At 43.3% G+C, this 22846-nt stretch carries 25 protein-coding genes and 5 pseudogenes; 7 read left to right on the forward strand and 23 right to left on the reverse strand.

Going from position 1 to position 22846, the window contains the following annotated elements; genetic code table 11:
* Window positions 1–3 precede the first annotated feature (3 nt).
* The 6 genes and pseudogenes from H8716_RS12775 to H8716_RS12800 all read right to left on the reverse strand — a co-directional run.
* Entirely contained in the window at window positions 4–909 is a 906-nt protein-coding gene (locus H8716_RS12775) for a carbohydrate ABC transporter permease (RefSeq protein WP_249309372.1), read from the reverse strand.
* 95 nt (window positions 910–1004) lie between these two features.
* On the reverse strand, window positions 1005–2285 hold the full coding sequence (locus tag H8716_RS12780; RefSeq protein ID WP_408610894.1) for an ABC transporter substrate-binding protein: 1281 nt from the start codon (window positions 2283–2285) through the stop codon (window positions 1005–1007).
* Window positions 2286–2404: 119 nt separating this feature from the next.
* Window positions 2405–3592 (reverse strand): trans-sulfuration enzyme family protein, encoded by a 1188-nt coding sequence (locus tag H8716_RS12785; protein ID WP_249309376.1) that lies wholly within the window; start codon window positions 3590–3592, stop codon window positions 2405–2407.
* A 76-nt stretch (window positions 3593–3668) separates the two neighbouring features.
* Window positions 3669–4349, reverse strand: a complete 681-nt coding sequence (locus H8716_RS12790; RefSeq protein WP_249309378.1) for a FadR/GntR family transcriptional regulator — start codon at window positions 4347–4349, stop codon at window positions 3669–3671.
* Between the two features lie 245 nt (window positions 4350–4594).
* Complete coding sequence (locus H8716_RS12795; protein WP_249309380.1) at window positions 4595–5965, reverse strand: sodium-dependent transporter; 1371 nt, start codon at window positions 5963–5965, stop codon at window positions 4595–4597.
* Between the two features lie 208 nt (window positions 5966–6173).
* Window positions 6174–6380: pseudogene (locus tag H8716_RS12800) on the reverse strand (recombinase family protein); the annotation flags it as partial.
* 22 nt (window positions 6381–6402) lie between these two features.
* Here H8716_RS12800 and H8716_RS12805 point away from each other — a divergent pair.
* The 5 genes and pseudogenes from H8716_RS12805 to H8716_RS12825 all read left to right on the forward strand — a co-directional run.
* Window positions 6403–6564, forward strand: a pseudogene (locus tag H8716_RS12805) (TfoX/Sxy family protein); the annotation flags it as partial.
* A gap of 16 nt (window positions 6565–6580) precedes the next feature.
* Window positions 6581–7258 (forward strand): response regulator transcription factor, encoded by a 678-nt coding sequence (locus tag H8716_RS12810; protein WP_249309384.1) that lies wholly within the window; start codon window positions 6581–6583, stop codon window positions 7256–7258.
* An 82-nt stretch (window positions 7259–7340) separates the two neighbouring features.
* A complete protein-coding gene (locus tag H8716_RS12815; protein ID WP_249309386.1) occupies window positions 7341–8150 on the forward strand; it encodes a sensor histidine kinase in 810 nt (269 codons plus the stop codon).
* A 135-nt stretch (window positions 8151–8285) separates the two neighbouring features.
* The gene (locus H8716_RS12820) at window positions 8286–8957 is read left to right on the forward strand and encodes an ABC transporter ATP-binding protein (protein ID WP_249309388.1); all 672 of its coding nucleotides are present in this window, start codon (window positions 8286–8288) and stop codon (window positions 8955–8957) included.
* Between the two features lie 15 nt (window positions 8958–8972).
* On the forward strand, window positions 8973–11618 hold the full coding sequence (locus tag H8716_RS12825; RefSeq protein ID WP_249309389.1) for an ABC transporter permease: 2646 nt from the start codon (window positions 8973–8975) through the stop codon (window positions 11616–11618).
* A 3-nt stretch (window positions 11619–11621) separates the two neighbouring features.
* Here the strand turns inward: H8716_RS12825 and rhuM are convergent.
* The 3 genes and pseudogenes from rhuM to H8716_RS12840 form a co-directional block, all read right to left on the reverse strand.
* Window positions 11622–11774: pseudogene (gene rhuM, locus H8716_RS17900) on the reverse strand (RhuM family protein); the annotation flags it as partial.
* 270 nt (window positions 11775–12044) lie between these two features.
* Window positions 12045–12230: pseudogene (locus H8716_RS12835) on the reverse strand (recombinase family protein); the annotation flags it as partial.
* A gap of 26 nt (window positions 12231–12256) precedes the next feature.
* Window positions 12257–12904 (reverse strand): DUF3786 domain-containing protein, encoded by a 648-nt coding sequence (locus H8716_RS12840; RefSeq protein WP_249309391.1) that lies wholly within the window; start codon window positions 12902–12904, stop codon window positions 12257–12259.
* 275 nt (window positions 12905–13179) lie between these two features.
* Here H8716_RS12840 and H8716_RS12845 point away from each other — a divergent pair, with 275 nt between their 5' ends.
* The gene (locus H8716_RS12845; RefSeq protein WP_249309393.1) at window positions 13180–13767 is read left to right on the forward strand and encodes a TetR/AcrR family transcriptional regulator; all 588 of its coding nucleotides are present in this window, start codon (window positions 13180–13182) and stop codon (window positions 13765–13767) included.
* A 48-nt stretch (window positions 13768–13815) separates the two neighbouring features.
* Here H8716_RS12845 and H8716_RS12850 read toward each other — a convergent pair whose 3' ends face one another.
* From H8716_RS12850 to H8716_RS12860, 3 genes are read right to left on the reverse strand one after another with little or no spacing between them, the layout of a single operon-like run.
* The gene (locus tag H8716_RS12850; RefSeq protein ID WP_249309395.1) at window positions 13816–14451 is read right to left on the reverse strand and encodes a DUF3786 domain-containing protein; all 636 of its coding nucleotides are present in this window, start codon (window positions 14449–14451) and stop codon (window positions 13816–13818) included.
* 4 nt (window positions 14452–14455) lie between these two features.
* Entirely contained in the window at window positions 14456–15415 is a 960-nt protein-coding gene (locus H8716_RS12855; protein WP_249309397.1) for an SIR2 family NAD-dependent protein deacylase, read from the reverse strand.
* A 2-nt stretch (window positions 15416–15417) separates the two neighbouring features.
* A complete protein-coding gene (locus tag H8716_RS12860; RefSeq protein ID WP_249309398.1) occupies window positions 15418–16275 on the reverse strand; it encodes an SIR2 family NAD-dependent protein deacylase in 858 nt (285 codons plus the stop codon).
* Between the two features lie 157 nt (window positions 16276–16432).
* On the opposite strand from H8716_RS12860, the gene H8716_RS12865 reads away from it, so the two are divergent.
* Window positions 16433–17023, forward strand: a complete 591-nt coding sequence (locus H8716_RS12865; RefSeq protein WP_249309399.1) for a TetR/AcrR family transcriptional regulator — start codon at window positions 16433–16435, stop codon at window positions 17021–17023.
* A 121-nt stretch (window positions 17024–17144) separates the two neighbouring features.
* Here H8716_RS12865 and H8716_RS12870 read toward each other — a convergent pair whose 3' ends face one another.
* The 11 genes and pseudogenes from H8716_RS12870 to H8716_RS12915 all read right to left on the reverse strand — a co-directional run bounded on the left by H8716_RS12870 (window position 17145) and on the right by H8716_RS12915 (window position 22838).
* A complete protein-coding gene (locus H8716_RS12870) occupies window positions 17145–17300 on the reverse strand; it encodes a hypothetical protein (RefSeq protein ID WP_249309401.1) in 156 nt (51 codons plus the stop codon).
* Between the two features lie 256 nt (window positions 17301–17556).
* Window positions 17557–18183, reverse strand: a pseudogene (locus H8716_RS12875) (recombinase family protein); the annotation flags it as partial.
* Between the two features lies 1 nt (window position 18184).
* Window positions 18185–19042: a KilA-N domain-containing protein gene (locus H8716_RS12880; protein ID WP_249309404.1), complete on the reverse strand. Its 858-nt coding sequence runs from the start codon at window positions 19040–19042 to the stop codon at window positions 18185–18187.
* 2 nt (window positions 19043–19044) lie between these two features.
* Window positions 19045–19410 (reverse strand): helix-turn-helix domain-containing protein, encoded by a 366-nt coding sequence (locus tag H8716_RS12885; protein ID WP_249309405.1) that lies wholly within the window; start codon window positions 19408–19410, stop codon window positions 19045–19047.
* 73 nt (window positions 19411–19483) lie between these two features.
* Window positions 19484–19777, reverse strand: a complete 294-nt coding sequence (locus H8716_RS12890) for a plasmid mobilization protein (protein WP_249309407.1) — start codon at window positions 19775–19777, stop codon at window positions 19484–19486.
* A 336-nt stretch (window positions 19778–20113) separates the two neighbouring features.
* Window positions 20114–20434, reverse strand: a complete 321-nt coding sequence (locus tag H8716_RS12895; protein WP_249309409.1) for a TfoX/Sxy family protein — start codon at window positions 20432–20434, stop codon at window positions 20114–20116.
* Window positions 20435–20453: 19 nt separating this feature from the next.
* Window positions 20454–21086: a GyrI-like domain-containing protein gene (locus tag H8716_RS12900; protein ID WP_249309410.1), complete on the reverse strand. Its 633-nt coding sequence runs from the start codon at window positions 21084–21086 to the stop codon at window positions 20454–20456.
* A gap of 5 nt (window positions 21087–21091) precedes the next feature.
* Window positions 21092–21343: a VOC family protein gene (locus H8716_RS18140; RefSeq protein WP_330606621.1), complete on the reverse strand. Its 252-nt coding sequence runs from the start codon at window positions 21341–21343 to the stop codon at window positions 21092–21094.
* 46 nt (window positions 21344–21389) lie between these two features.
* Window positions 21390–21506, reverse strand: a complete 117-nt coding sequence (locus tag H8716_RS18145) for a VOC family protein (RefSeq protein ID WP_330606623.1) — start codon at window positions 21504–21506, stop codon at window positions 21390–21392.
* A 2-nt stretch (window positions 21507–21508) separates the two neighbouring features.
* Window positions 21509–22420 carry a helix-turn-helix transcriptional regulator gene (locus H8716_RS12910; protein WP_249309411.1) on the reverse strand — a complete coding sequence of 304 codons (912 nt, stop codon included), beginning with the start codon at window positions 22418–22420 and terminating at the stop codon, window positions 21509–21511.
* A gap of 220 nt (window positions 22421–22640) precedes the next feature.
* Window positions 22641–22838, reverse strand: a complete 198-nt coding sequence (locus H8716_RS12915; RefSeq protein ID WP_249309412.1) for an RNA methyltransferase — start codon at window positions 22836–22838, stop codon at window positions 22641–22643.
* Between the last annotated feature and the right edge of the window lie 8 nt (window positions 22839–22846).

A 22846-nucleotide genomic window follows, 5' to 3' on the forward strand; every position in this document is an offset into this window, starting at 1 on the left:
AATTTAGTTCTCCTCTGTATATTTTGTCACAGCCAGATAGATTCCCGCAAATATAACAAGGAAGAGAATGCAGAGAACTCCGACTGCTGATGCCATGCCGTAATCCAGACTCTGTACCAACTGCATCATGTAAGATGTAATGATGTTGGAAGATCCTGCCGGTCCGCCCTGAGTCAGTGAGTAAATCAGGTCCGGGAAGTTGAAGATCCAGATGACACGAAGAAGTACGGTCAGTAACAAAACAGACTTGATACTTGGCACTGTAATGTGGATGAACTTCTGAAGGGCGTTGGCACCGTCTACAGATGCCGCGCCATACAGATCTTCGGATACACCACGAAGTGCCGCAGTAATCATTATTGTAAAGTATGGAATACCATACCAAATATTCGCAATAATACATGCATATAATGCAATGTGTTTGTCAGCAAGCCATCCGACAGGCTGGCTGAGAATGTGAAGTTTATTAACCAGAATGTCGTTGAACACACCAGATGTTCCGTTATACATCCAGCGCCACATAATACCAATGATGAAACCGGATACTGCCCATGGGAAAAAGATCAGTCCCTGATAGATATTGGAACCTTTGAATTTCTTCTTGAGCAAAAGTGCCATTGCAAAACCGATGGTAAACTGGAAAAACAGAGAAATCACAACCCATTTTACTGTGTTCATAACCGTAAGCGGGAAGGAGTTCGCAATACTTGGTTTTAACAGATTTTTAAAGTTATCAAGACCTATCCACTGTACATTTTTGAGGTTCATCAGATTATAATTCTGAAATGCCATCATGGAACCACGAACCATAGGATAGTATGTAAATATCAGTGGAAAAATAATGGATGGCAGCAGCATCAGTATGACGAACCTGCGCCTCTTTTTTGCTAGTTTGGATTTACTTTTCATTCGTGTCTCCTTTCAAAGAAACACGCCATCGGCGCCATTATAAGGAACCGATGGCATGCTTTTTATTCTGTTACATCCATTTCTGATAAAACTTCTTACCAGAGCTGGCCTTCTTCTGCATAAGCAGTTGTCCAGAAGTCATCTAACCACTGAAGCAGTTCATCATCTGTGATCTCGTCAGTCAGGAATTTCTGATACATGGTATCCACTTCTGTCTTGTATGTTGCAAATGCTTCGTACATCTGAGGGTATGCAGCATGGCAATAAGTTTCAGGTTCTGCAGCCATGTCCATGTACATGGAGAATGCACCTTCTGAGAAGTATGAATCGCTGTCAGCAGCATCCGTATGGATTGGAATCGTAGAATAATTCTTTGCAAAATATGTATTATTTTCGGAATTGGATAAGTAAAGCAGGAAGTCTGCTGTCTCTTCCGGGTGCTCTGTGAAGGATGTCATACCCCAGCCTGCGAAACCGTTCGGGAATACTGCCTGTCCGGAAGGTCCCTTAGGGAATGGGATCAGTGCCCAGGATCCATCTTCCATATCGCTTGTGCAGGTTGCAATAACTTCCGGGTCCTGAATCAGCATAGCGGTAGTTCCACCGACAAATCCCTGAACCATTTCTGAGAATGCCCATGCGATGGAGTCAGATGGTGATGCTTTCTGATACAGTTCTTTGTAGAAGTTCAGTGCTTCTTTTGCCTCCGGAAGTGTGAAAATAGTCGCGCCATCTCCGTCTTTCAGGAAATATGCAGCATTTGGATCCGCAATTTTATCCATTCCGATCCAGCTCCAGTAAATGGTATCTGCATACTGATATCCGCTGGAACCACCACGGAAGGAATATCCGTATCTGTTTGCGGACTCGTCTGTCAATGCTTCACCGGATTCCAGAAGTTCCTCCCATGTAGTCGGAAGTTCCAGTCCTTTTTCTTCGAACCAGTCTTTTCGTACATACAGACCTCTCTGATAGAATCCATAAGGGATCATGTATGCGGTATCTTTGTAATAGTGGATAACTTCATCTGCGGACTCGGAAAGTGTATCTTTCTCATCCCATGCATCGATGTAAGACTGCAGATCTGCCAGCCATTCATTGGATGCGTACTGTGTGATCGTTGAGTCACGTACTTCAACGATATCGGCTCCGCTTCCATTCATCAGCATCTGTGTGATCTTGGTGTCAGCATTTTCCAGTGGCGGAGATACGATCTCGATGGTAACATCCGGATGGTCAGCCTGATAGTTATCTGCAATTTCGCGAAGAATTGCTGTTCTCTCCGGGCTTGTCAGAGATTCTACCATTGTGATAGTAACCTGATCATCAGCAAGTGCCATGATGGATGACATGCTGCATGCAGCCAGTGTTGCCATTGCAAAAGCAGTGATTTTTTTCTTGTTCATGTGTAATGTCCTCCCTTTTTAAAATAAATATGTAGTTTCAGGTGCTTTGACACCCATTTTGATTACAAGGATTCCCAGTCCGGTTGTAATCAATATATTCGCTCTAAAGCCGATCTCAGATCTGAAATCAGGCTTTCAGTGCCCTCAAGTCCGCAGTGAATTCGTACAATTCTCTGGGATGCTCCCAGTTCCTCGCATGTCTGGTCGTCCAGTCTCATATGTGGCAGGAATACCAGACTCTCGAATCCACCCCAAGAAACACCGATCTTAAATATCTTCAGACTTTCTGCAAATCTTACTGCCTGCTCCAGTGTTCCCTTTAATTCAAAGGATAATAATCCACAGTTACCGGTCTGCTGCTGCTTCATCAGTTCATACTGTGGATGAGAAGGCAGTCCCGGATAATATACTTTTTCTACCATTGGCTGTTCTTCCAGGAACTTCGCTACTTCCATAGCCGTCTTCTGGTGCTGTTCCAGTCTCGCTGCCATGGTACGCAGTCCTCTGATCATCAGCCATGCTTCCATCGGGCCGACGATTCCGCCAAACAATTCTCTGTTATGGAGAAGCTTTGCAAACAGTTCCGGATCCTTTGTCACCAGCATTCCACCGATCACATCACTGTGTCCTCCGATATATTTGGATGTGGTATGCATGACAATATCAGCGCCCATATCCAGTGGCTTCTGATATAACGGTGTACAGTAGGTATTGTCAATATAGACCTTTGCCTGATGTGCATGTGCAATCTCGGATACTTTGCGGATATCCTGCAGGGAAAATACCAGTGATGACGGACTTTCCAGTACAACCAGATCGGTCTTATCTGTAATAACTGCTTCAAATTCAGATACTTCTACGCCTTTTACAAAGGTAGTCTCCACATTCATGTGTTCCCTGCAGTACCCGGTCAGCAGATCCTTTAACGGACCGTATGCATTCTTCAGGCAGACCACGTGACTTCCTGCTTTGATGGTGCTGAATACCGCAGTCGATGCTGCCGCCATACCGGATGCCAGTGCCAGTGCCCCGCATCCATGTTCCAGTGCTGCGATCTTGTCTTCCAGTATCCTTACTGTCGGGTTCTGTACTCTTCCGTAGCAGTATTTGTGTCTGTCCGTCCGGTCAAAGTCATAATAATCATCCAGTGTCTCAAACACATTCAGTGAGTTCATAAACACCGGCGGCACTATGGCATTGTAATAATGCTCATATTCTTCGCCATAATGTGCAGCAATCAGGCTGTCACTTTTCAGATATTCTTTCTGGTCTGTCATAGTTTCTCCCTTCAACCTGTAAGCTATCATATAGGTTACAGAATTTTAAAAAGCAGATGCAACTCTGCTTTCTTTTCTAGTATTTCTGGCTGATCTCATATTCAACCTCATCCAACAGCTTCTCATTGATGGACTGTGCCTTCTTCACATTCTTTTCCCGGATAGCGAAATATAACTTCTCATGTAAAGGAATACTTTTGAGAAATGGATCTTCCAGATCCAGCGGATACTCCCAGAAGTTAACCATCGTTGTCTCCAGAGATGTGATCAACTGGTACAGTGCGTCATTGTGTGCCAGACGATAGATGGTGTTATGGAACTTGTGATCTACATGGTTCTGCTGCTTTCCCTCATGAAATAACTGCATCAGCAGACGGGTTGTCTCTCCCAGATCATCCAATTCTTCTTCCGTCGCACGGTGAATTACCAGCCGTACGATCTCTTTCTCCAGAATCCGGCGAACTTCCAGTACATCCAGTACATTCTGCTTCTCCTTCGTGAAATTCAGAAGCGATATCATATTCTGATCTCCGGTGGATGTGACAAATATTCCCTTGCCATTCACTGCTTTTAACACGCCTCTGGTTTCCAGAACCTTCATTGCCTCCCGCAGAGTAGGGCGGCTTACACCGATCATCTCCTGCAGCTTCTGCTGGGACGGTAACTTATCTCCCGACTGAAGCCGATTCTCCTCTATATAGTTTTTAATATACTCTATAACTTCTGTCTGAAGTGATGTTCTCTTGATATTCTTCATATAGGCTCGTTTTCTGTAACTTTTTTATAATTCTATGATATAGGCTCAACATTTTTTTGTCAATATAGAATTATATTTTCTTTTACAGAAACCATATGGATGTGCAAAATGTATAGTTTTCGCAGACAGTTCTGTCATTTTGTATAACTGTTGCGGGGGGAAACAAAAAAAGCAAGGGACTCTTTTAAGCCTCCTTGCTCTTGTGGTTGATTGTAAGTGATCGTTGCCCGAATGTCAATACATTTTTACATGGAAATCCATCCCAATGCATTTGCTACGGAACTGAACAGTATGATTGCCGCAAAGATCGGGCACAAATACTGTATCATAAAATCGAATATTTTCTTTCTGCGGAAGGTTCCATTCTCCAGCAGCATTTCTTTTTCTACTTTCTGAATTCCCATTACTTTCGATACCAGCAGACAGGTTGCAATTGCTGCAATTGGCATCATCACAGAGTTTGTAAGGAAATCAAAGAAATCCAGGAACTGCATTCCCATGATCTTCACGAAGTCCAGTGGACCGTATCCCAGAGAGGACAGACTTCCCAGCAGTAACATAATAACTGCCACAATCACAGTTGCTTTTTTTCTGCTCCAGCCAAGTTCATCCTGAAATGTGGACACAGCACTTTCTGTCAGGGCAATGGAACTGGTCACTGCTGCACAGAGTACTAATAGGAAAAACAGGATTCCCACAAAAGTTCCCATTCCCATGCTGGCGAATACTTTTGGGATTGTGATAAACATCAGTGACGGTCCCGCCTGCAATGTATCCGGATCCCCACCGGAAAAGGCAAACACCGCCGGAATGATCATCAGTCCTGCCATGATGGCAATGGCAGTATCAAAGATCTCCACATTCTTCGTGGATGCCTCAATCGGTACGTCTTTTTTCATGTATGAACCGAATGTCACCAGAATTCCCATGGCAATGGACAGGGAATAGAACATCTGTCCCATGGCTGCCACAACGGTCATCCAGGAAAAGTTCGCCGGATTCGGAATCAGGAAGTATTTTACACCTTCCAATGCGCCCGGTCTGGTAATGGAATATACCGAAATCACGATGGATAATACTACCAGAATCGGCATCATGAACTTGGATACTCGTTCTACTCCATTCTGCACACCTGCATAGATGATTGCTACAGTGAACAGCGTAAAGACTGCAAAACAGGCTTCTGTGGATACCCCATTAGAAATAAAAGCCCCAAAATATCCATCTGACGCCAGTGCCTGTCCGTGTCCCATCACATATTCCACCAGATATTTAATGACCCAGCCGCCGATAACGGAATAATACGGTACAATCAGTACCGGTATGATGGCATTGATCCAGCCGCCAAAGGACAGCCATCCAGATTTTCCAAAGGAATGGTAGGCTCCCACCGGACTTTTCCTGGTCATACGTCCCAGCACCGTCTCTGCTACGATCATGGTATATCCAAAGGTCAGCGCCAGTATAATATAAATCAGCAGAAAGATTCCTCCGCCATATTTTGCTGCCAGATACGGGAATCTCCAGATATTCCCCAGGCCTACGGATGCGCCTGCTGCTGAAAGTACGAATCCCAGCTTACCGGAAAAGGTACTTCGTTTTTCATGATGTTCCATTGTTCTTCCCCCTGTTATGTTAAATTTTGCGTTCTTTTCAGTTAATTCACCTGAAATGCCAATATTCGTGTCCAATGATGTATATTTTATCAAAACATGTGAGAATTTAACAGACCTATTTTGAAATAATTTGATTTTCATAGGCCATACGGATTTTCTCATTTACATCCTGAAGCCGGTCATCTATATCCCCAATCTTATCATACAGGTTATCCAGTCTGTCCTGCACGAAGTTCCCTGAAAATCCGGGGATGGTGTTATTCTGCCGCAGCTTCTTCACAAATCCGTTGCGATTAAGATATTTGTTTTGCTCACGTCCTGCCATTGTCTGTATGCGGATATTTTCTCGCTCAGTCTCTGCCACCGCAGACAACACGGAAATCATCAGTTTACCGGCATCCTTTTTATATGATATAATTAGAAAAATGAAAAAACAGGACAGGCTGCTTGTAAAGCCTGTTAAATCTGCCATTTCACTTATGCCAGACGCAAATTATGAATTGCCTTATGAAGGTGCAAAAGAAATGCTGTTGGTTAATGATGTCGATAACAAGGATTTTCTGACAAAGCTATTTCATGCGATGGTGGCATTTGAATAATGAAGGAGTAAGATATATGGAGCAATTACTGATTGTTGAAGATGATATCGGTTTGAATCAAGGCTTATGCAAAGCACTGAAAGCAGATGACCGTCAGATTATATCCTGCCAAGACCTAAAAACGGCGAAGGAACAGCTGCTTTGCGGCAGTGTATCCCTGATTCTGTTGGATATCAATCTGCCGGATGGCAGTGGGCTTGAGCTGCTCCGGGAGGTCAAGGAAAACATGCCCGGAGTTCCTGTTATTCTGCTGACTGCCAATGACACCGATCTGGACATCGTAGACGGACTGGAGAGGGGCGCTGATGATTACATTACCAAGCCCTTTTCTCTTTCGGTTTTGCGGGCAAGGGTGAATACCCAACTGCGAAAGCAAGCGTCAAACCATAAAAATGCGCCGATCCATATTGATCTATTTCATTTTGACTTTGAGGCTATGACCTTTTATGTGGGAGATTCAAAAGTGGAATTGAGTAAAACAGAACAAAAATTACTGCGTCTGCTTGTTGAAAATCGTGGTCGAACCATGACCCGCGGAGACCTTGTCGACCGGATCTGGACAGATGGCGCAGAATATGTGGATGAAAATGCTTTGTCTGTTACGATCAAGCGTCTGAGGGATAAGCTTGGCGCACAGAAATACATAAAAACTGTCTATGGAATCGGTTATAGCTGGGTAACAAAAGATGAATAAAACCGGCATTGTGATCATACTGCTATGTTTTCTGGCGACGATAGCTGTTGTATTATGGGAGCGGAGAAAGGTCAGAAAAACGATGAAAGAAATCGAAAGGATGCTGGACGCTGCCATGACCGGCTCCTTTTCTGAAACCAATTTTGATGAAAGCCAGCTGTCTGCATTGGAAACGAAGTTTGCGCACTATCTTTCTGCAGCAGAAGCATCTTCTCGAAATGTAGCACAGGAGAAAGATAGAATTAAGTCCTTGATTGCGGACATCTCCCACCAGACGAAAACGCCGATTGCAAATCTGCTGTTATACAGCGAGCTTTTGATGGAGGAAACTCTGCCTGTATCGGCGAAGGCAAATGTGGAGGCGCTGTACAAACAATCGGAAAAGCTGCGATTTTTGATCGATTCTCTCGTAAAGCTTTCCAGACTGGAAAACGGGATCATTTCACTCTCCCCTCAGCAAGCAGCGCTACAGCCGCTGCTTGAAAGCGTAGTAGAACAATATGCCGCCAAGGCTTCTGAAAAAGGATTGTCTTTGCAAATGCAGGATACCGATGCTTTTGCTGTATTCGACTTCAAATGGACAGCGGAAGCGCTGGCTAATATCGTAGACAATGCCATCAAATATACAGAGCATGGCACCATTACTATTTCTGCTGTAAGCTATGAAATGTTTGCAAGGATTGATATATCGGATACCGGTTCAGGCATTTCGGAAACAGAACAGGCAAAGATCTTTGCCCGTTTTTATCGTTCAAAGGCAGTTCAGGAGCAGAAAGGGGTCGGCATCGGCTTATACCTTGCCCGACAGATCATATCCGGCGAGGGCGGTTATATCAAGGTTGCTTCCGTTCCGGGAAAAGGAAGTACGTTTTCCATATTTCTGCCGAAATAACAACAATTCTATCAAAACTGTTAGATTTCATTTTCCGCCGGAAAGAATGTGGAAAGATTCCTATGCGATAATCTGTATGTATCAAAGGATCATTTCCTTTCATACATACAGATTTTTTCATGGAGGTACTCATTTATGGAAGTTTTACAGGCAAAAAACCTGAAAAAGATTTATGGCTCCGGCAATAACGCAGTTCATGCGTTGGATGGAGTTGATTTAAGTGTAAAGAAGGGCGAATTTGTTGCAATTGTCGGCACATCCGGCTCCGGCAAATCCACGCTGCTGCACATGCTGGGCGGGCTGGATCGCCCTACAAGTGGCACGGTCATGGTGGACGGACAGGATATTTTCTCCCTGAAGGAGGAAGCGCTGACCATCTTCCGCCGCAGGAAAATCGGCTTTGTGTTCCAAGCATATAATCTTGTTCCGGTGCTGAATGTGTATGAAAATATTGTTCTACCCATTGAGCTGGACGGTGGCAATGTCAATAAGGATTTTGTACAGCAGATTGTACAGACCCTTGGGCTGGATGAGCGTCTGGATGCGCTGCCCAATCAACTCTCCGGCGGTCAGCAACAGCGGGTAGCCATTGCCCGTGCGCTGGCGGCAGCACCCGCTATCATTCTGGCAGATGAACCCACCGGCAATCTGGATTCCAAAACCAGCCAGGATGTATTGAGCCTTTTGAAAGTCACCAGTCAAAAGTTCGCCCAGACAATCGTAATGATCACTCACAACGAAGAAATTGCGCAGATGGCAGACCGCATTATCCGTATCGAAGATGGTCGGATCGTCTCCCATAACTAACGGGAGGTGGCTACGATGAATGTCAAAAATCGAAAATGTATTCGAAAACTCAGCTTAAAATCTCTTTATGCGAACCGTCGCCGCAATCTGATCGCTATTTTTGCCATTGCGCTGACAACGCTGCTATTTACGTCCATGTTCACCATTGTCTTGTCGTTGAACGCCAGCTATGAAACCTACCAGTTTCGGCAGGTAGGCGGCTATGCACACGGCACTTTTAAGGATGTTTCCCCCGAGCAGGCGGAACGCATCGCTGCCCACCCAAAGGTGAAGGCTGCGGGGGTACGGAAGGTAATCGGTATCACTGCGGAGGGGGTCTTTGCCAAAATACCGGCAGAGATCAGCTACATGGATGCCAACTGCACTAAATGGAGCTATGCAACCCCTACTACCGGACGGATGCCCGAAAGCGGCAAAGAGGTAGCCATGGATACGGCAGCGTTGCAGCTACTTGGCGTAACGCCGGAGCTGGGCGCCGAGGTCACGGTTTCCTATTCCATTACGGACAAGGATCAAACCGCCTTTACTGTAACAGATACCTTTACGCTGGTGGGCTATTGGGACTATGATGAACTAATGCCTGTTCATTACATCAACATCAGCCGTGATTACGCAGATGACATCGAAGCGCAGGCAGTGAAAACAGGTTTACAGCCTTTCCGCACCGATTTGAATGTCATGCTGGCCTCCGGCACAAACATTCAAGGGCAGATGGAGCAGGTGGATACCGATCTTGGCTACACATGGGACAGCTATACCGATCCCAACAGCGTCCGGATCGGCGTCAACTGGGGATATACCTCATCCCAGCTGGAGTCGAAGCTTGATCCGGAACTTGTGATCGCCATAGCGGCTTTTTTGCTGCTGGTGATTTTCACGGGGTATCTTATCATCTATAACATTTTCCAGATCTCTGTTGTAGGGGATATCCGGTTTTACGGACTTCTGAAAACCATTGGCACAACGCCCCGGCAGCTCAAACGTATCATTCGCCAGCAGGCACTTCTGCTTTGTCTGATCGGCATTCCGGCAGGGCTGCTGCTGGGCTACGGCATCGGCGCTGTTCTGGTGCCTGTTGTCTTGCGCTCCACCCAGTTGGATGCAGGCATCACCACCATCAGCACATCGCCTGTGATCTTCCTTGGTTCTATGTTATTCGCCTTGCTGACAGTGCTCTTGTCCTGTTCCAAGCCCGGAAAAATGGCAGCTAAGGTCTCTCCGGTGGAGGCTACCAAATATACGGATGCAATGCAGACCAAGAAAAAACAGCGCAGCACCCGGGGAGCGAAGCTCCATCAGATGGCCTTTGCCAATTTGGGACGAAACAAGAAAAAGACGGTACTGGTGGTGGTGTCTCTGGCACTGTCGGTGACACTGTTCAATGCGCTGTGTACCTTTGTAGGCGGCTTCAGCATGGAGAAGTATGTATCCGCCAAGACCTGCGCCGATTTTATCGTCAGCACGCCCGACTATTTCCGTTACAACTCAGCAGATGAATTCATCACGCCAGAACAGATCGGAGAGATCGCAGCAAACACAAAGGCCAGTCTTTCCGGCACGGGATATGCTGTGCGAAAACCCGCATATCTGTGGATGACGGAGGATGCTCTGCGGCAGGACTATGCAAGCTACGAAAGCGCCGAGCAGTTGGACAGCCATATGAGCCGTCTGGAGCACCGGGGCAATATGGTGATGGGAAAGACCAGAATTGAGGCTCTGGATAACAGTCTGTTTGACAAGCTGCAAGTGTTCGACGGAGATATTTCTCCCATGTTGGAGCCGGACAATAACGCCATTGCCATTGCGGTTTCCTTAGATGACTACGGTAATCTGCCCAATCTTGAATACTACCCCAAGGTGGGAGACACGATCACCGCTACCTATGCGGACGATGTGAAATATATCGACAGCCGCACCGGGGAACTCTGCACCGAAGATACACCGGAGGAGTACCTTCAGGAAAAACTGTATGGAGCCAGAGATGTAGCGTACACGGTCTGCGCCTTGGTAGAGCTTCCGTATTCCATGAGTTATCGTTATGATGGTATTGGATATGAGACAGTTTTGTCTGTGGATACCGCACAGCGGGACAGCGGTGGTGCGGCCATTCCGCTGCTCTACCTGTTCGACACAGCGGACGAAGCGGACGAGGCCGAAGCAGAGCAATATCTATCGAAGCTCACTGCCGGTGAGTTTTCGCCCTTGATGTATGAAAGCAAGGCCACGGCTCGCTCTGAATTTGCTCAGTTCCGGCAGATGTTCCTTCTGATAGGTGGTATCCTCTGTGCTATCATTGGGCTGGTGGGACTCTTAAATTTCTTCAACGCCATGATGACCGGTATTCTTTCCCGCCGCCGTGAATTTGCTGTGCTTCAGGCTGTAGGAATGACGAACCGGCAGCTCAAAACCATGCTGATCTACGAGGGGTTGTTTTACGCAATGTCTTCTGTAGCGGCGGCCTTTATTCTGTCGCTGGCGGTGGGACCTCTTGCAGGAAAAATGCTGGGCAGTATGTTCTGGTTCTTTGAGTATCGATTCACCATTCTGCCTGTCCTGCTGACAATTCCGGTATTTCTTCTGCTGGGGTGGCTGATCCCCTGCATGATGTATGACAACGCAGCAAAATGCAGCGTTGTAGAGCAATTAAGGGATGCGCAATAACTGTTAAGCAAAACCTTTTCTCATGTATTCTTTTAAAATCCCAGTTGCCCAGATTCTGAACGGTGTTCCTCGTTTTGATTTTACACGATAGCCAACAGAAATAATAACATCAAGATTGTAATAATCTACATTGTAAACTTTTCCATCAGTAGCAGTGTAGGCAAATTTTGCCTACACTGACTCTTTTTCTAACTCTCTCTCTTTAAAAATATTTCTGACATGTTTTCCAATTTATTTCATCTTTTTTCTTTTTCAAACAGGAGGATCTCCTTTGTCTTCCGAGAGACCTTGATGACACATCTGCTTCTTTATGGAAATGCCGTAGTCAAAGCCCTCAATCAACTGCTCGGTGACAACAGCAACTATCAGGCACAGCTCCAGCTTAATATTGCTGCAGTCATCCGAGCTTCACAGGCAACAGCTATAGACGCCTTTTATAAATGAAGCGGCAAATGCGTCCAGTGTATTATTCTGTCGTTTTTTCTTTTTATATCCATGCTGGTTCAGCCATGCAGCAAGCGCAGAGATTCCCATATTGGTATGAATAAATTTATCATAGATCAGACGAATAATTTCCACTTCATCCTCTGCAATCTGCAATTCTCCATTTACCCCTGAAAAAACGAATGCCTTATCTCCTACAGCCTCTTTGCAATTTCATTAAACGTATTAATACAGATTTCTCCGACTTCCGTCAGATCATAGGCGTCAAACGCCGCCGGAAAATTACTGGAAAATAAAATCTGTGAAGATGCCGGAAATTCTTCATCACCTTCCCAAAAAAGGAATTTCAGATAAAGATTTTCGAATATCTCCAGTTCATACCCCTTATCAGCCATATGAACCTGCGCAGCGCCAAGAGTATCCATAATATGTTCTATTGTTTCCAGCCTGTTCCCATATTTACGGTTCAATCGAAAAACGCATCTTCCCTGAAACTGCCGATAATACAATTCTCCCGATGGAAGTTCACGATACGCACAAAAATCCCCGTTGTGTGGAAATACGTTGGCGTTCAGAAGATACCGCAAAACCAATATTTTCGCATAAATATCTTCTTCCAGCGGATAAAAACACATTTTCGATTCTTCATGACTTACCCGAAAATCCGGATAGGAAACATGGTAATTAACACCCATAAAAAATATGGCGAACTCCGATTTCTGAACGTCATATGCAATACCCAGTCGATTACTGATCTCTATGGGATCGGCCTGCCGGTATTTCTCTATATAAAACTCATACGGTCTTCTCTCCATATTGTCTTTTGCATAATCAAACGGCAATTTTTCATCCTCCTAACTTTCAGCTCTCTTTCTTACGATCTGTTACCTTCAATATCGCTTCCTACGCCGCCTTTTCCTGCAACTGCTATGATATATCCCATTTTGTTACCCCTTTTTCCATTTTATACATCATGTTCTTTTTCTGAACATAGTGTTGATTTTTAACGTCTGACTTATTATAATAAACCTATCCGATAATTCAATCGTCAATATTTTCACATTGATAGGTTTCTGAACAGAATCCGAAAATTGTATATAAATTACAGGAGAGCCTTATGGATAAAACACATAAAACCGACCGGCGCACCAGATACACACGCCAAGCCATTAAAGATATTCTGCTGGATGAACTGAAAACCAAGCCCTACAGTAAAATTACCGTGACAGAAATATGTAAAAAAGCAGAAATGAATCGGGGTACCTTCTATCTTCATTATTACGACATTGATGACGTTCTAAATGATATATTAGAGGATTTTCTTTCAGATACATCAAGCGTTCTGGATCATGTACTCTGCCCTTACAAGTTAAACTGCACCTATCCGTTCTGTGAAAAAATACGTTCCTCATCTCATTACCAGATACTTTTCTTTGACGATATTACTTCCTCCCGGATACTGGAAAAACTGGCGGATCTCGGCAAGGAGGATTTCATTACACGCCTGATGAAAAACAGCCTCCTGACCTTTGAACAAGCTGAAGCTGTTTTCTATTTCCAAATGAACGGATGCCTTGCGATCAACCGCATAATGCTCAAAAATCATTGCAACGACTGGACGAAAATACAGCAGACCATTGATCAATTTATCAAGGGGGGATTGGAAACCTTCCTGATACATGACCAGCGAGAAGAGACTCTGTAGGTTTTTTACGTTCTTTTTGACAATGACCCGGCTTCTTTGATGTGTTCATCAAGCGGTTTGTTCCTGTATTTTTAGTTTTGATAAAAAAACTTCTCCAACTGTAACCGCATCCTCCATACTCAGATAGTGGTCAGCACTTCTGCTAAGATAGAGCTTCCCGGACGCTTCAAACTCTTCATCCGCAAACCATATCTTCAGCCAGACCGGATAGTTTGGCAGAAAGTGAAATACTGCACACAGATCGGCATTGCTGTCTGCAAATTCTGCCCCAAGTGCTTTGCAAATTTTCCGAATGCAATCCGGTGTTTTTCCATTCAGGAATCTCTGAAGTTCCTTTTCCATGTCATGGTCAAACTTCGTCCCTCTGATAAGGCCATCCTTCAAGCCTCCAAACGTAATGACCTGATCAGAAACCGCAGTCCCGTCTGCCAGAGCCAAATAATGAAGAATCACCAGTTGATGCCATTCCTCAAGCCTGGGAGAAAATGTATATTCAGGAACTGTAATCCGAACTGTTTGGTTCAGGCTTTGTAACTCCAATACTCCATCACTTTTGTGAAAGACTGCTCCGCTTCTTTGAGCTATGTTATCCGGGGACAGATGTTTTACCTGTTCCTTTGCAGGACGGAGCATCTCGCTAAAGGCCCTGTTGTGCGGAAGCGTATCTTTAAAAAAGCTGTCCATTTTTTCACATCCCTTCTGCAGCATCTTTCAGCACCTTTGCAATATCTCCCTTAATGACCATTCCTTTTTCCTCTATGTCTTTGGGCAGGAAATCATATTGTGCGTTTACGGCAATATAATAGGCATCCGGAAGGTTCAGCGTCAGGTTCCAGAAAGGTTCCTGTATAAACATCGGCGTCATTCTCCCCACCCCCAGTTCCAGGAAGAGTATCTTTTTCTCTTTGTTGTTCATGATATACTTTGAGATTTTCTGATATTGTTCATCGTATTCTCTTCCCTGCAGGAAATTACCGTAACCGCGCACCCACGGAAACGCCTCCGCACCGCAGACCGGACAGCGTGGGATCAGTTCTTCGGGAATCCTTGTACTGTCTCCCATAGCCTCTATCATTTTTTCTACCGGCTTTACTGCATCCCATATCCGGTCACAGCACTGTTTGGAACATTGGAAAAAGCGGTGATCCCCCTGAATCTGTGCCACCTTCTCCTCCGGATAAATCTTGACAAACTGTGTGTCCTGATTCGTAGTCAGAATAAAGAAATCTTTTCCCTGCAAAATGGCGTCCAAATCCAGATAGGGTTCCCTAATGGGCGCAGTCTGCGTCGTATGCAGGAAGGTAGCCAGATAAGCCCAGAATTCTCCGCGGGTTTTATACGGATGTCCCATACCTGCAAATGCTCCCTGAAACCCGTATTTTTCTGCAAACTTCCCAAAATAACGGCGAAAGGACGGCGTATCCTCATAGTAAAAATCCCCGCCTCCCGCGGCGGACAATCCGGAAGCTCCTCCAACTACAATGCAATCTGCTTCTTTTATTTTTTCGCTCATTTTCTCAATCTGCTTTTCGTAAGGCAACGGCTTTCTATCGCTTAATCTGACCGGCGTTTTTCCGGCGGCATACCTTCCATAATATTTGGAATAATTCATCTGCGTCTGCATAACCAGATTTTCATACATACTCATTTTCATTTCCTCCATTCTTCGTTTCTTTCTTCCGTCGCCTTCTTCAGCCGTTCCAATATCTCTGTCATGTCTCCGTCAAGACCATAAGATTTTGCCGCAATCTCATCCGGAATATAGATCTCGCCTTTATTGATCGTAATATAAGTAGCGTAAGGCTCCTCCTGAACCAAATTCATCATCGGCGCCTTGATCAGTTGATTTCTCCAACCGATTCCCAGCTCCAGAACAACCATCTTTTTCCCATGATATTTCTGAACAAAATTCTGAAACCGCCTCTGTATTTTCCTGTCTGCTACCGTCATATACCTTTGGGGAGAATGTCCAATCATAGTCCCGCCGCATTTCGGGCACCTGGGCACAAGTTCCGATGGGATTTTCATATTCTTCTCGGACGCTGCCATTTCTGGAATCAGAGGGAATAAGGGATACAGGGTATCATGGCAGCCCTGCTCGCACTGCATTTCCTTCCAGCTTCCCTCAATCTCCCAGATGCAGTCCGGGGAAAATCCGGCAAGTTCAAAATGATTTTCTCCGTTGGAAGTCACAAAGAAATACGGCTTGTCTCCGATGAGCGTTTTTAATGCTTCTGTATTTGGACTGCCCGTATAGCCAATACTATAATAATGGATCAGCCTGCTTAAGAATGCCCATTTCACTTCTTCAGATGGCCAGTTGGCAAAAAAACCCGAAAGTATATTACGAATCCCGTAGATCCTTTTAAAATCTCCGAAAACCTCTTCAAAAACTTCATTATCCGCAAAAATATGAAGTCCCTCCGAGATGGAAAATCCATTACTTGCACCGATCAGAATTGCATCTGCCTCTTTCAATTTCGCTGCTATTTCTTTATATACGCCCACAAAATAATCTCCTTTCCATGTGTCATTTTCTTGACACTCTGTATTGAAATGATTATACTGTATATAACCTTGAAACTCCTATCCAACATCATGTGGGTAGGAACAGTTCTTTACAAATGATCGTTTTTTGTATAGCACTTTTATGGAGAAAATCAAATTGACACGAAGAAAAACAGACCGAAGAACCATCATAACCAAAGGTATCATTAAGGATGCGCTTCTGGAGCTGCTCAAGAAAATACCCTATGAAAAGATAACCGTTACCGCCCTGTGCAAACAATCCGAGATTACCAGAGCCACTTTTTACCTGCATTATAATAATATCGACGATGTATTAGATGAACTGTTGGATGACGCCCTCCGACTTACAGAACTTGACGCCATCCAACCGTTCTCCTCTTCCATCTTCAATCGGAACATAGAAAACGAAAAAAGCATCGAAGAAATGAATCCTGATCCCGACGCCCTGCTTCCTGCCTGTCAGCGCGCCGCCAGCAACCCCAAATATCGAATCCTTTTTCTAGACGAAAGCTTATCCCACCATATGCTCAGAAAGCTGTATCAAATACAAAAACCGCAGCGTATTCCAGAAATTATGAGAACCTATCATGTTAACGAATGGGAGGCAGAAAAAATTTTCCTTTATATACTCCATGGAAATTTTGCCGTAAATAAATCTCTTGGGTGGGAAAAAAATGAAGACTGGTACCATATACAGAAAGTCATAAAAAGGCTCTTAAAACCCTAGCAAGTCACTGTAAATCTTGCTGATATTTTCTTCCCTGTTCTTCACCGCATCCCGGTAGCCATAGGGATCAACCATTTTGGAAAACACTGATTACAAAATCGTTTAACTAAGATGGAAGAAGCTATATGTTCCCCGGAAACATGACCTGAAGGGCATTCAACGTTACCCCATTATTCTTTGTTATCTGTTCCATCCTGACAACTGTATCTGCATACTTTTCAGGAAGATACCCTTTGATCTCTTCTGCTATTTTTGCCTGAAATTCCTGATAATCCATCTATTTCTCGCCTATTAATAATTAATCCTATAAAAGCAAAAAACGCCATGCGCAAGCATAACGTCTTCAGGAACTCCTTCTACACATGGCAGATGAGCTAATATTAAAAAACACCTGCGTTACCGCAAGTGCCTTTCCACCAGAATACATCTGGTTATCTCTGTATTAATATATTACTATGGATGAAAAAATATTACAATAGGATCCGGAAAATTTCCCAAATTTTTAATATGTATCAAACTTATGATGCATGGATTCCATGATTTTCAAGATACTTTGTAATTCCATTTGCACCCAAATCCGTATTTACATATTGGTCAAATATCATTCTGATGGCAACTGCTTCTTCCTCATTGACTTCCAGTTTTCCATCAATGAGAGAATATCCATATGGTGCAAAACCACCGTTCCATTTACCTTCCCTGGCTTTCTGCATCCTTCCTTCCATTGTCTGAACACGAATGTTCTCACGTTCAATCTCTGCCACTGCTGACAGAACAGATATCATAAGCTTCCCGGCATCTTTGGATGAATCTATTCCGTCCTCCACACAAATCAGATTCACTCCAAAATCCTGCATTACTTGTAATGTTGCAAGTACATCTGCCGCATTTCTTCCAAATCTGGAAAGTTTAAATACAAGCACATAAGATACTCCATCTTTTCCTGACTTAATATCCTCCATCATCTGATTAAATGAAACTCTTCCCTCTATTGATTTGCCGGATTTTCCAGCATCCTCATACTCACCGGCAATTTCATATTCATTATAGTCGCAGAACGCTTTTATTTTTGTTTTCTGTGCATCCAGAGAATAGCCATCTATCTGCATGGTTGTCGAGACACGGGTGTATAAATATACTTTGATTTTCTCTTTCTTCAATTTACATATCACCTCCAGGAAGTGCCGAAACTGCCGACAGATTGATACTGACTAATGTATCCATCTGCCTGATTGCCAAATTTCTAAGCAATATAAGTCTTTCTGATTGAGATTTCCCCTGCTCAATTAAAATAGCATTATAACTTTCCATATTTGCCAACACCAACAACTGATTTAAATTTGCATCATCACGCACATTCCCCTTTTTACCTGGATTATTATTTTTCCATTGCTTTGCAGTCTGACCAAATAAAGCAACATTTAAAAGATCTGCTTCACTGGCATATGTATAAGCAATCTGTTCCGGTGTGAGCTTTGGTGGAATCAAATTTTCCTTCACCGCATCCGTGTGAATACGGTAGTTCACCTTTGATAAAGCCCTGTTCAAGTTCCAGTCCAATGAAAATCGACTATTTTCATCTTGTTTTAACCTGCGGTAATCTTTCATAATATACAGTTGAAATTCCGGAGAAATCCATGTAGCAAATGCCATTGCAATATCGCTATGTGCATAAGTTCCTCCACCATATCTGCCTGCTTTTGACACTATTCCAATAGCATTGGTCTGTTCAATCCATTTGGTTGGCGTCATAACAAACCTGTTTAATCCTGCCTCACTTCTAACCGCCTCGAATTGCACACGGTTAAAATCTGGATTATGAAGTTCTTCCCAAACAGCCAAAAACTCAACTGTATTTCTGTTTCGCATCCAGTTCTGAATGACAAATCTGGGATCATTATCATTTCTATATTTTGCAATATCTGTCAACGAAATATATTCATTTTCAAAATCTTTCGTGTAAATCCCAATATCAATTCCTTTTGCGTGAATAATTTCCCTAACTATTTTATTTGCCATCTCTATTCCTCCACTATGTTCTCCATCTGTTCCAACTTCTGCAAGGCTTTCATATACGCCATCAATCTTTTATACTGCGCATCTCCAAGGCTGTGAATCTGCTTTAAAATCTTAATATCCGACCTGGTAACTTCATAATCCATGTCTGCATCTTTATATTCCGGATCAATTCCTTTTCCAGTCAAAAGCTGTTCGGGAGTAATCTCCAATGCATCACATATAGACAACAGACAGTCCGCTTTGGGATTCGTCTTTTTCTTCTTCCAGTCACTGATGTTACTTGTTGCAATCCCGGTCCTTCTTGAGAGTTCCAACTGCGTTATGTTCTTCTGCTCCATCACACAAAAAATTCTTTCACTGATAATCATGATTTTTCCTCCATCAACATTCCGTACATATCCGTATTTATAAATTTATTCATCCGTCTATGCGGTTATAGTATCATGCTGCAACTTTTCTTTCAATAGAGATTTTTGCATACTGATTGAGATTATTACTAATCCTTGAATGCAAGGATATTACCTGATTCAAATCCGGCCACTCAGGAATAATCACATATCCGTTCAATGCCATCTTTCTGATATATGCACTCATGTTTTGAACTCCAGCTTCCTTCATTCGATTATGCAGTATCTCCACCTCTTCCGGTTTGAATTTTACATAAATTCCTTTTGAATACTCTTTCACTTTTCTTTTCCTCCATTTCTTTTCAAATTTGTAATTTTTAGAAATCATTCTTCCGGGGGGCAATCGACATTTTCTAAAATTGGGCAACAAAAAAGCAACCGATATTACTCGATTGCCACTCTGTTACTCTTGCGAAACTATTCCTTTTTCAAAAAATTTGTAAATATTGCCTAAATGCTTTTGTGAACTTTTTCCTTCAAAAAACATTACAAATTGATAATTGACTTTTTGAAAATTATTGTTCTCAAGTTTCTATCAAAATTAGAAAAAGCCCAAACCACAAGGGTTTGAGCTTCATTTGCGCATTCACGTTTTCTGTTTTTGGGTATAGAATCTCCACTGCTAAATATAGAGTATTGGTTTGATTTTGTCAAGTCTTAGTTCTTAATGTATATTCTTCTTTTTCTTTTCCGGCAATTCTTCCCACATACTCTCAACCAGTTCACACAAAAACTGCCGATCATCTACATTATCAACCAAAATCATTTCTTTAGCACCATGATACGGCTGTTCCATCTCGGCATCCGGCATCAGCCTCAATGCCATCGGAACCGGCTTCACCAAAAGTCTGTCATCATATACTCCACCAAAAATCCTTCCACGGTAATAAAGGATGTATTCGCCCATCATTGCCCTGCTGCTGATTTCATCCAATCCTGATAATTGTTCCATAACAAAATCCAAATACTCTTTTGTTGATGCCATATTATTTCCCTCCACACCCTTAGGCTCTCTTTATCGGATGCCTAATTGCAGTCTTCAACTTCTCCGGCGCTACTTTCCTCGCATCGCTCAGATAAATCTCGTGGTGCATTCTCCGATCCGTTATATCCAATGCGTATCCCTGTTCTTCCATAAACCTGTGCATTGCATCTACCGTAACAGGCTCATCGTCATACGCTCCGATATGCATACACTGTACACACAGACCTTCCTCATAGGAAAAAAACTCAGCCTTAGAAAAATCCTGCTTTTTCTTTGCCGTAGCTTTCCTGACAGCCCAGACGAAATCTTCCCTGGTAACAAAATCCGGCAATCGAATAACAGAGATCCACTTAAAATCTTCCTTACGAGCATAATCAATTCCGGATACTCCATCCTGCCACCAGAATCCCTCTAATGGCGGCACGACATAATCGAAATATCCATCAATCTGATGATCTTCCTTTTTGCTCATTTTAATCGTAAATGCAATTCCATACAGAAGTCCGATAGCCTGCTTGTATTCTCCGTCTGCATCATTTGGATTGCCGCTTCCCCTTACCGCTATATAGTTCATTTTCGGAACAGTTACGATAGACGGTGTGCCTTTCGGCATATAAAATTCTTTATATTCCTTCTTGTAGTCAAAAGCCATATCCTTTACACCCCCTCTAAGTCCTTCTCTTCATAAGGCTTATTCCAGAAACCAATCTCTATCAGATTTCCTTCCGGATCAGCAATATAGCAGGTTCTCTGTCCCCAAGGTTCAAGTTCCGGTTCAAGCACAGATGTTGCACCATTTTCCACAGCCTTCTTGTATGCCTCGTCCACCTCTTCAAAAGTATCAACATATAGAGCTATTTCAGAATGACCATTCAGACCCTTGATATACTCATATCGCCGGTTTGTCATCTTCTCAAAATCATTCCGTCCATACAGTAAAAAAGTGTTCCGTCTTTTACAAGATAAACATTGGAAGTATTCTCTCCTTAATTTCAAATCCGAGAACATCCTTGTAAAAACGAATCATCTTTGCCATATCATCAACAAACAACCCAAAACCGTCTAATCTCATTTTCATAATCCTCCATAGATTTTTAATATTTCCTCTGCATTCCTGCGAATAATGTTCCGTACTTCTTCGGGCTCAAGCACCTCTACTTTTGCTCCAAATGTCATAAGCCATGTCACAAGGTTTTCCATATCCGTATAGTCTGCTGAAAAGAGCAGCCTTCCATCATCCGTTTCTGTAAAGCAGTTCGGTCCAAATTCTTCAACCAGCCGCCACTTCATATTCGGTGTGAAAAGAGCTTTTACCTTTATCCCACCCGGAAATATCTTCTCATTTGACAAATCCGGCATTGGTACATCTCTACGCAGGAATCCACGGTCTGTTTCAACAACACAATCCATACGATTCAGTTTGAACAGCCTGTAATCTCTACGTTCTAAACACCACCCCCATACATACCAGCTCGACCACCGGAAAACCAGATAATATGGTTCTCCCCTTCGGTTGCTCTCTCCGGACGGAGCATAATACTTAAATCGTATGATGCGCCTGTTTTCTATTGCACTCTGTATTACCTCGATCTTTGGAGCAAGAGAACCCTTATACCATGAAGATAAGTCAATCAGCATAGAGTCTCTTCCACTGATGAACTCTGATGATCCGGTCTGGATTTTCTCCATCAGTTGACTGTAGTACCTGCTTCCGCTCACACTGTCAAGACTCCGCAAACCCGCAAGAATCATCTGCATATCTTTGGAACTCAAAATCGTCCTGTCCATACGATATCCATCCATAATACTGATACCACCACCGGTACCCTGTGCAGTTTTTATAGGAATACCTGCTTTACAAAGGTCTTCAATATCCCGATTTATTGTCCTTCGAGATACCTCAAATCTTTCTGCCAGTTCAGGAGCCGTTGTCTTTTCTTCCTGCAGTAAGATTGACAATATACCGATAAGTCTATCTATTTTCATCGTTTCTTACACTCCATACATATTATACCTGATTCAACACGACAGCTATATGTCATGTTTATTATATCTGCGAAAAATTTTTCTGTATACAATAGAATGCACGCTCCGCAAACATTCTATTGTCATGAACAAAAAGCCTACGAACATCAGATTTTGTTCCCAATGTCCGAAGGCTCAATAACATTAGTTGAATTTTCTCCATCCGATAAGCCAAGTTAGCCTATGATTCACTTGGAATCATCTGAAAATACTTCAACGCTTCTTCAATCGCTATTTCTTTTTCTTTTGGGCATTCCGGCTGTCCGCCCTTCTCAGATTTTGGCTTATTATAGTTCTCTCTTTCTATAATTCCATGCTTCTGCTTTATCTGTGCGATATACAGATTAGATACCTTCATCCCATCATTATGCTTTGTCACATACTTCT

The organism is Jingyaoa shaoxingensis, from assembly GCF_014385005.1.
GTDB lineage: Bacteria > Bacillota > Clostridia > Lachnospirales > Lachnospiraceae > Marvinbryantia > Marvinbryantia shaoxingensis.

What these genes read in the sequence shown, in the direction of transcription:
- H8716_RS12850 (WP_249309395.1), bottom strand. Translation starts at nt 14,451, where the DNA reads ATGGACAGCTTTTTTAAAGATACGCTTCCGCACAACAGGGCCTTTAGC.
- H8716_RS12855 (WP_249309397.1), bottom strand. Translation starts at nt 15,415, where the DNA reads ATGAGTATGTATGAAAATCTGGTTATGCAGACGCAGATGAATTATTCC.
- H8716_RS12910 (WP_249309411.1), bottom strand. Translation starts at nt 22,420, where the DNA reads ATGAAAATAGATAGACTTATCGGTATATTGTCAATCTTACTGCAGGAA.
- H8716_RS12885 (WP_249309405.1), bottom strand. Translation starts at nt 19,410, where the DNA reads ATGATTATCAGTGAAAGAATTTTTTGTGTGATGGAGCAGAAGAACATA.
- H8716_RS12815 (WP_249309386.1), top strand. Translation starts at nt 7,341, where the DNA reads ATGAAAGAAATCGAAAGGATGCTGGACGCTGCCATGACCGGCTCCTTT.
- H8716_RS12825 (WP_249309389.1), top strand. Translation starts at nt 8,973, where the DNA reads ATGAATGTCAAAAATCGAAAATGTATTCGAAAACTCAGCTTAAAATCT.
- H8716_RS12820 (WP_249309388.1), top strand. Translation starts at nt 8,286, where the DNA reads ATGGAAGTTTTACAGGCAAAAAACCTGAAAAAGATTTATGGCTCCGGC.
- H8716_RS12790 (WP_249309378.1), bottom strand. Translation starts at nt 4,349, where the DNA reads ATGAAGAATATCAAGAGAACATCACTTCAGACAGAAGTTATAGAGTAT.
- H8716_RS12810 (WP_249309384.1), top strand. Translation starts at nt 6,581, where the DNA reads ATGGAGCAATTACTGATTGTTGAAGATGATATCGGTTTGAATCAAGGC.
- H8716_RS12870 (WP_249309401.1), bottom strand. Translation starts at nt 17,300, where the DNA reads ATGGATTATCAGGAATTTCAGGCAAAAATAGCAGAAGAGATCAAAGGG.
- H8716_RS12795 (WP_249309380.1), bottom strand. Translation starts at nt 5,965, where the DNA reads ATGGAACATCATGAAAAACGAAGTACCTTTTCCGGTAAGCTGGGATTC.
- H8716_RS12845 (WP_249309393.1), top strand. Translation starts at nt 13,180, where the DNA reads ATGGATAAAACACATAAAACCGACCGGCGCACCAGATACACACGCCAA.
- H8716_RS18145 (WP_330606623.1), bottom strand. Translation starts at nt 21,506, where the DNA reads ATGAGATTAGACGGTTTTGGGTTGTTTGTTGATGATATGGCAAAGATG.
- H8716_RS12900 (WP_249309410.1), bottom strand. Translation starts at nt 21,086, where the DNA reads ATGGCTTTTGACTACAAGAAGGAATATAAAGAATTTTATATGCCGAAA.
- H8716_RS18140 (WP_330606621.1), bottom strand. Translation starts at nt 21,343, where the DNA reads ATGACAAACCGGCGATATGAGTATATCAAGGGTCTGAATGGTCATTCT.
- H8716_RS12780 (WP_408610894.1), bottom strand. Translation starts at nt 2,285, where the DNA reads ATGGCAACACTGGCTGCATGCAGCATGTCATCCATCATGGCACTTGCT.
- H8716_RS12895 (WP_249309409.1), bottom strand. Translation starts at nt 20,434, where the DNA reads ATGGCATCAACAAAAGAGTATTTGGATTTTGTTATGGAACAATTATCA.
- H8716_RS12785 (WP_249309376.1), bottom strand. Translation starts at nt 3,592, where the DNA reads ATGACAGACCAGAAAGAATATCTGAAAAGTGACAGCCTGATTGCTGCA.
- H8716_RS12775 (WP_249309372.1), bottom strand. Translation starts at nt 909, where the DNA reads ATGAAAAGTAAATCCAAACTAGCAAAAAAGAGGCGCAGGTTCGTCATA.
- H8716_RS12890 (WP_249309407.1), bottom strand. Translation starts at nt 19,777, where the DNA reads ATGATTTCTAAAAATTACAAATTTGAAAAGAAATGGAGGAAAAGAAAA.
- H8716_RS12880 (WP_249309404.1), bottom strand. Translation starts at nt 19,042, where the DNA reads ATGGCAAATAAAATAGTTAGGGAAATTATTCACGCAAAAGGAATTGAT.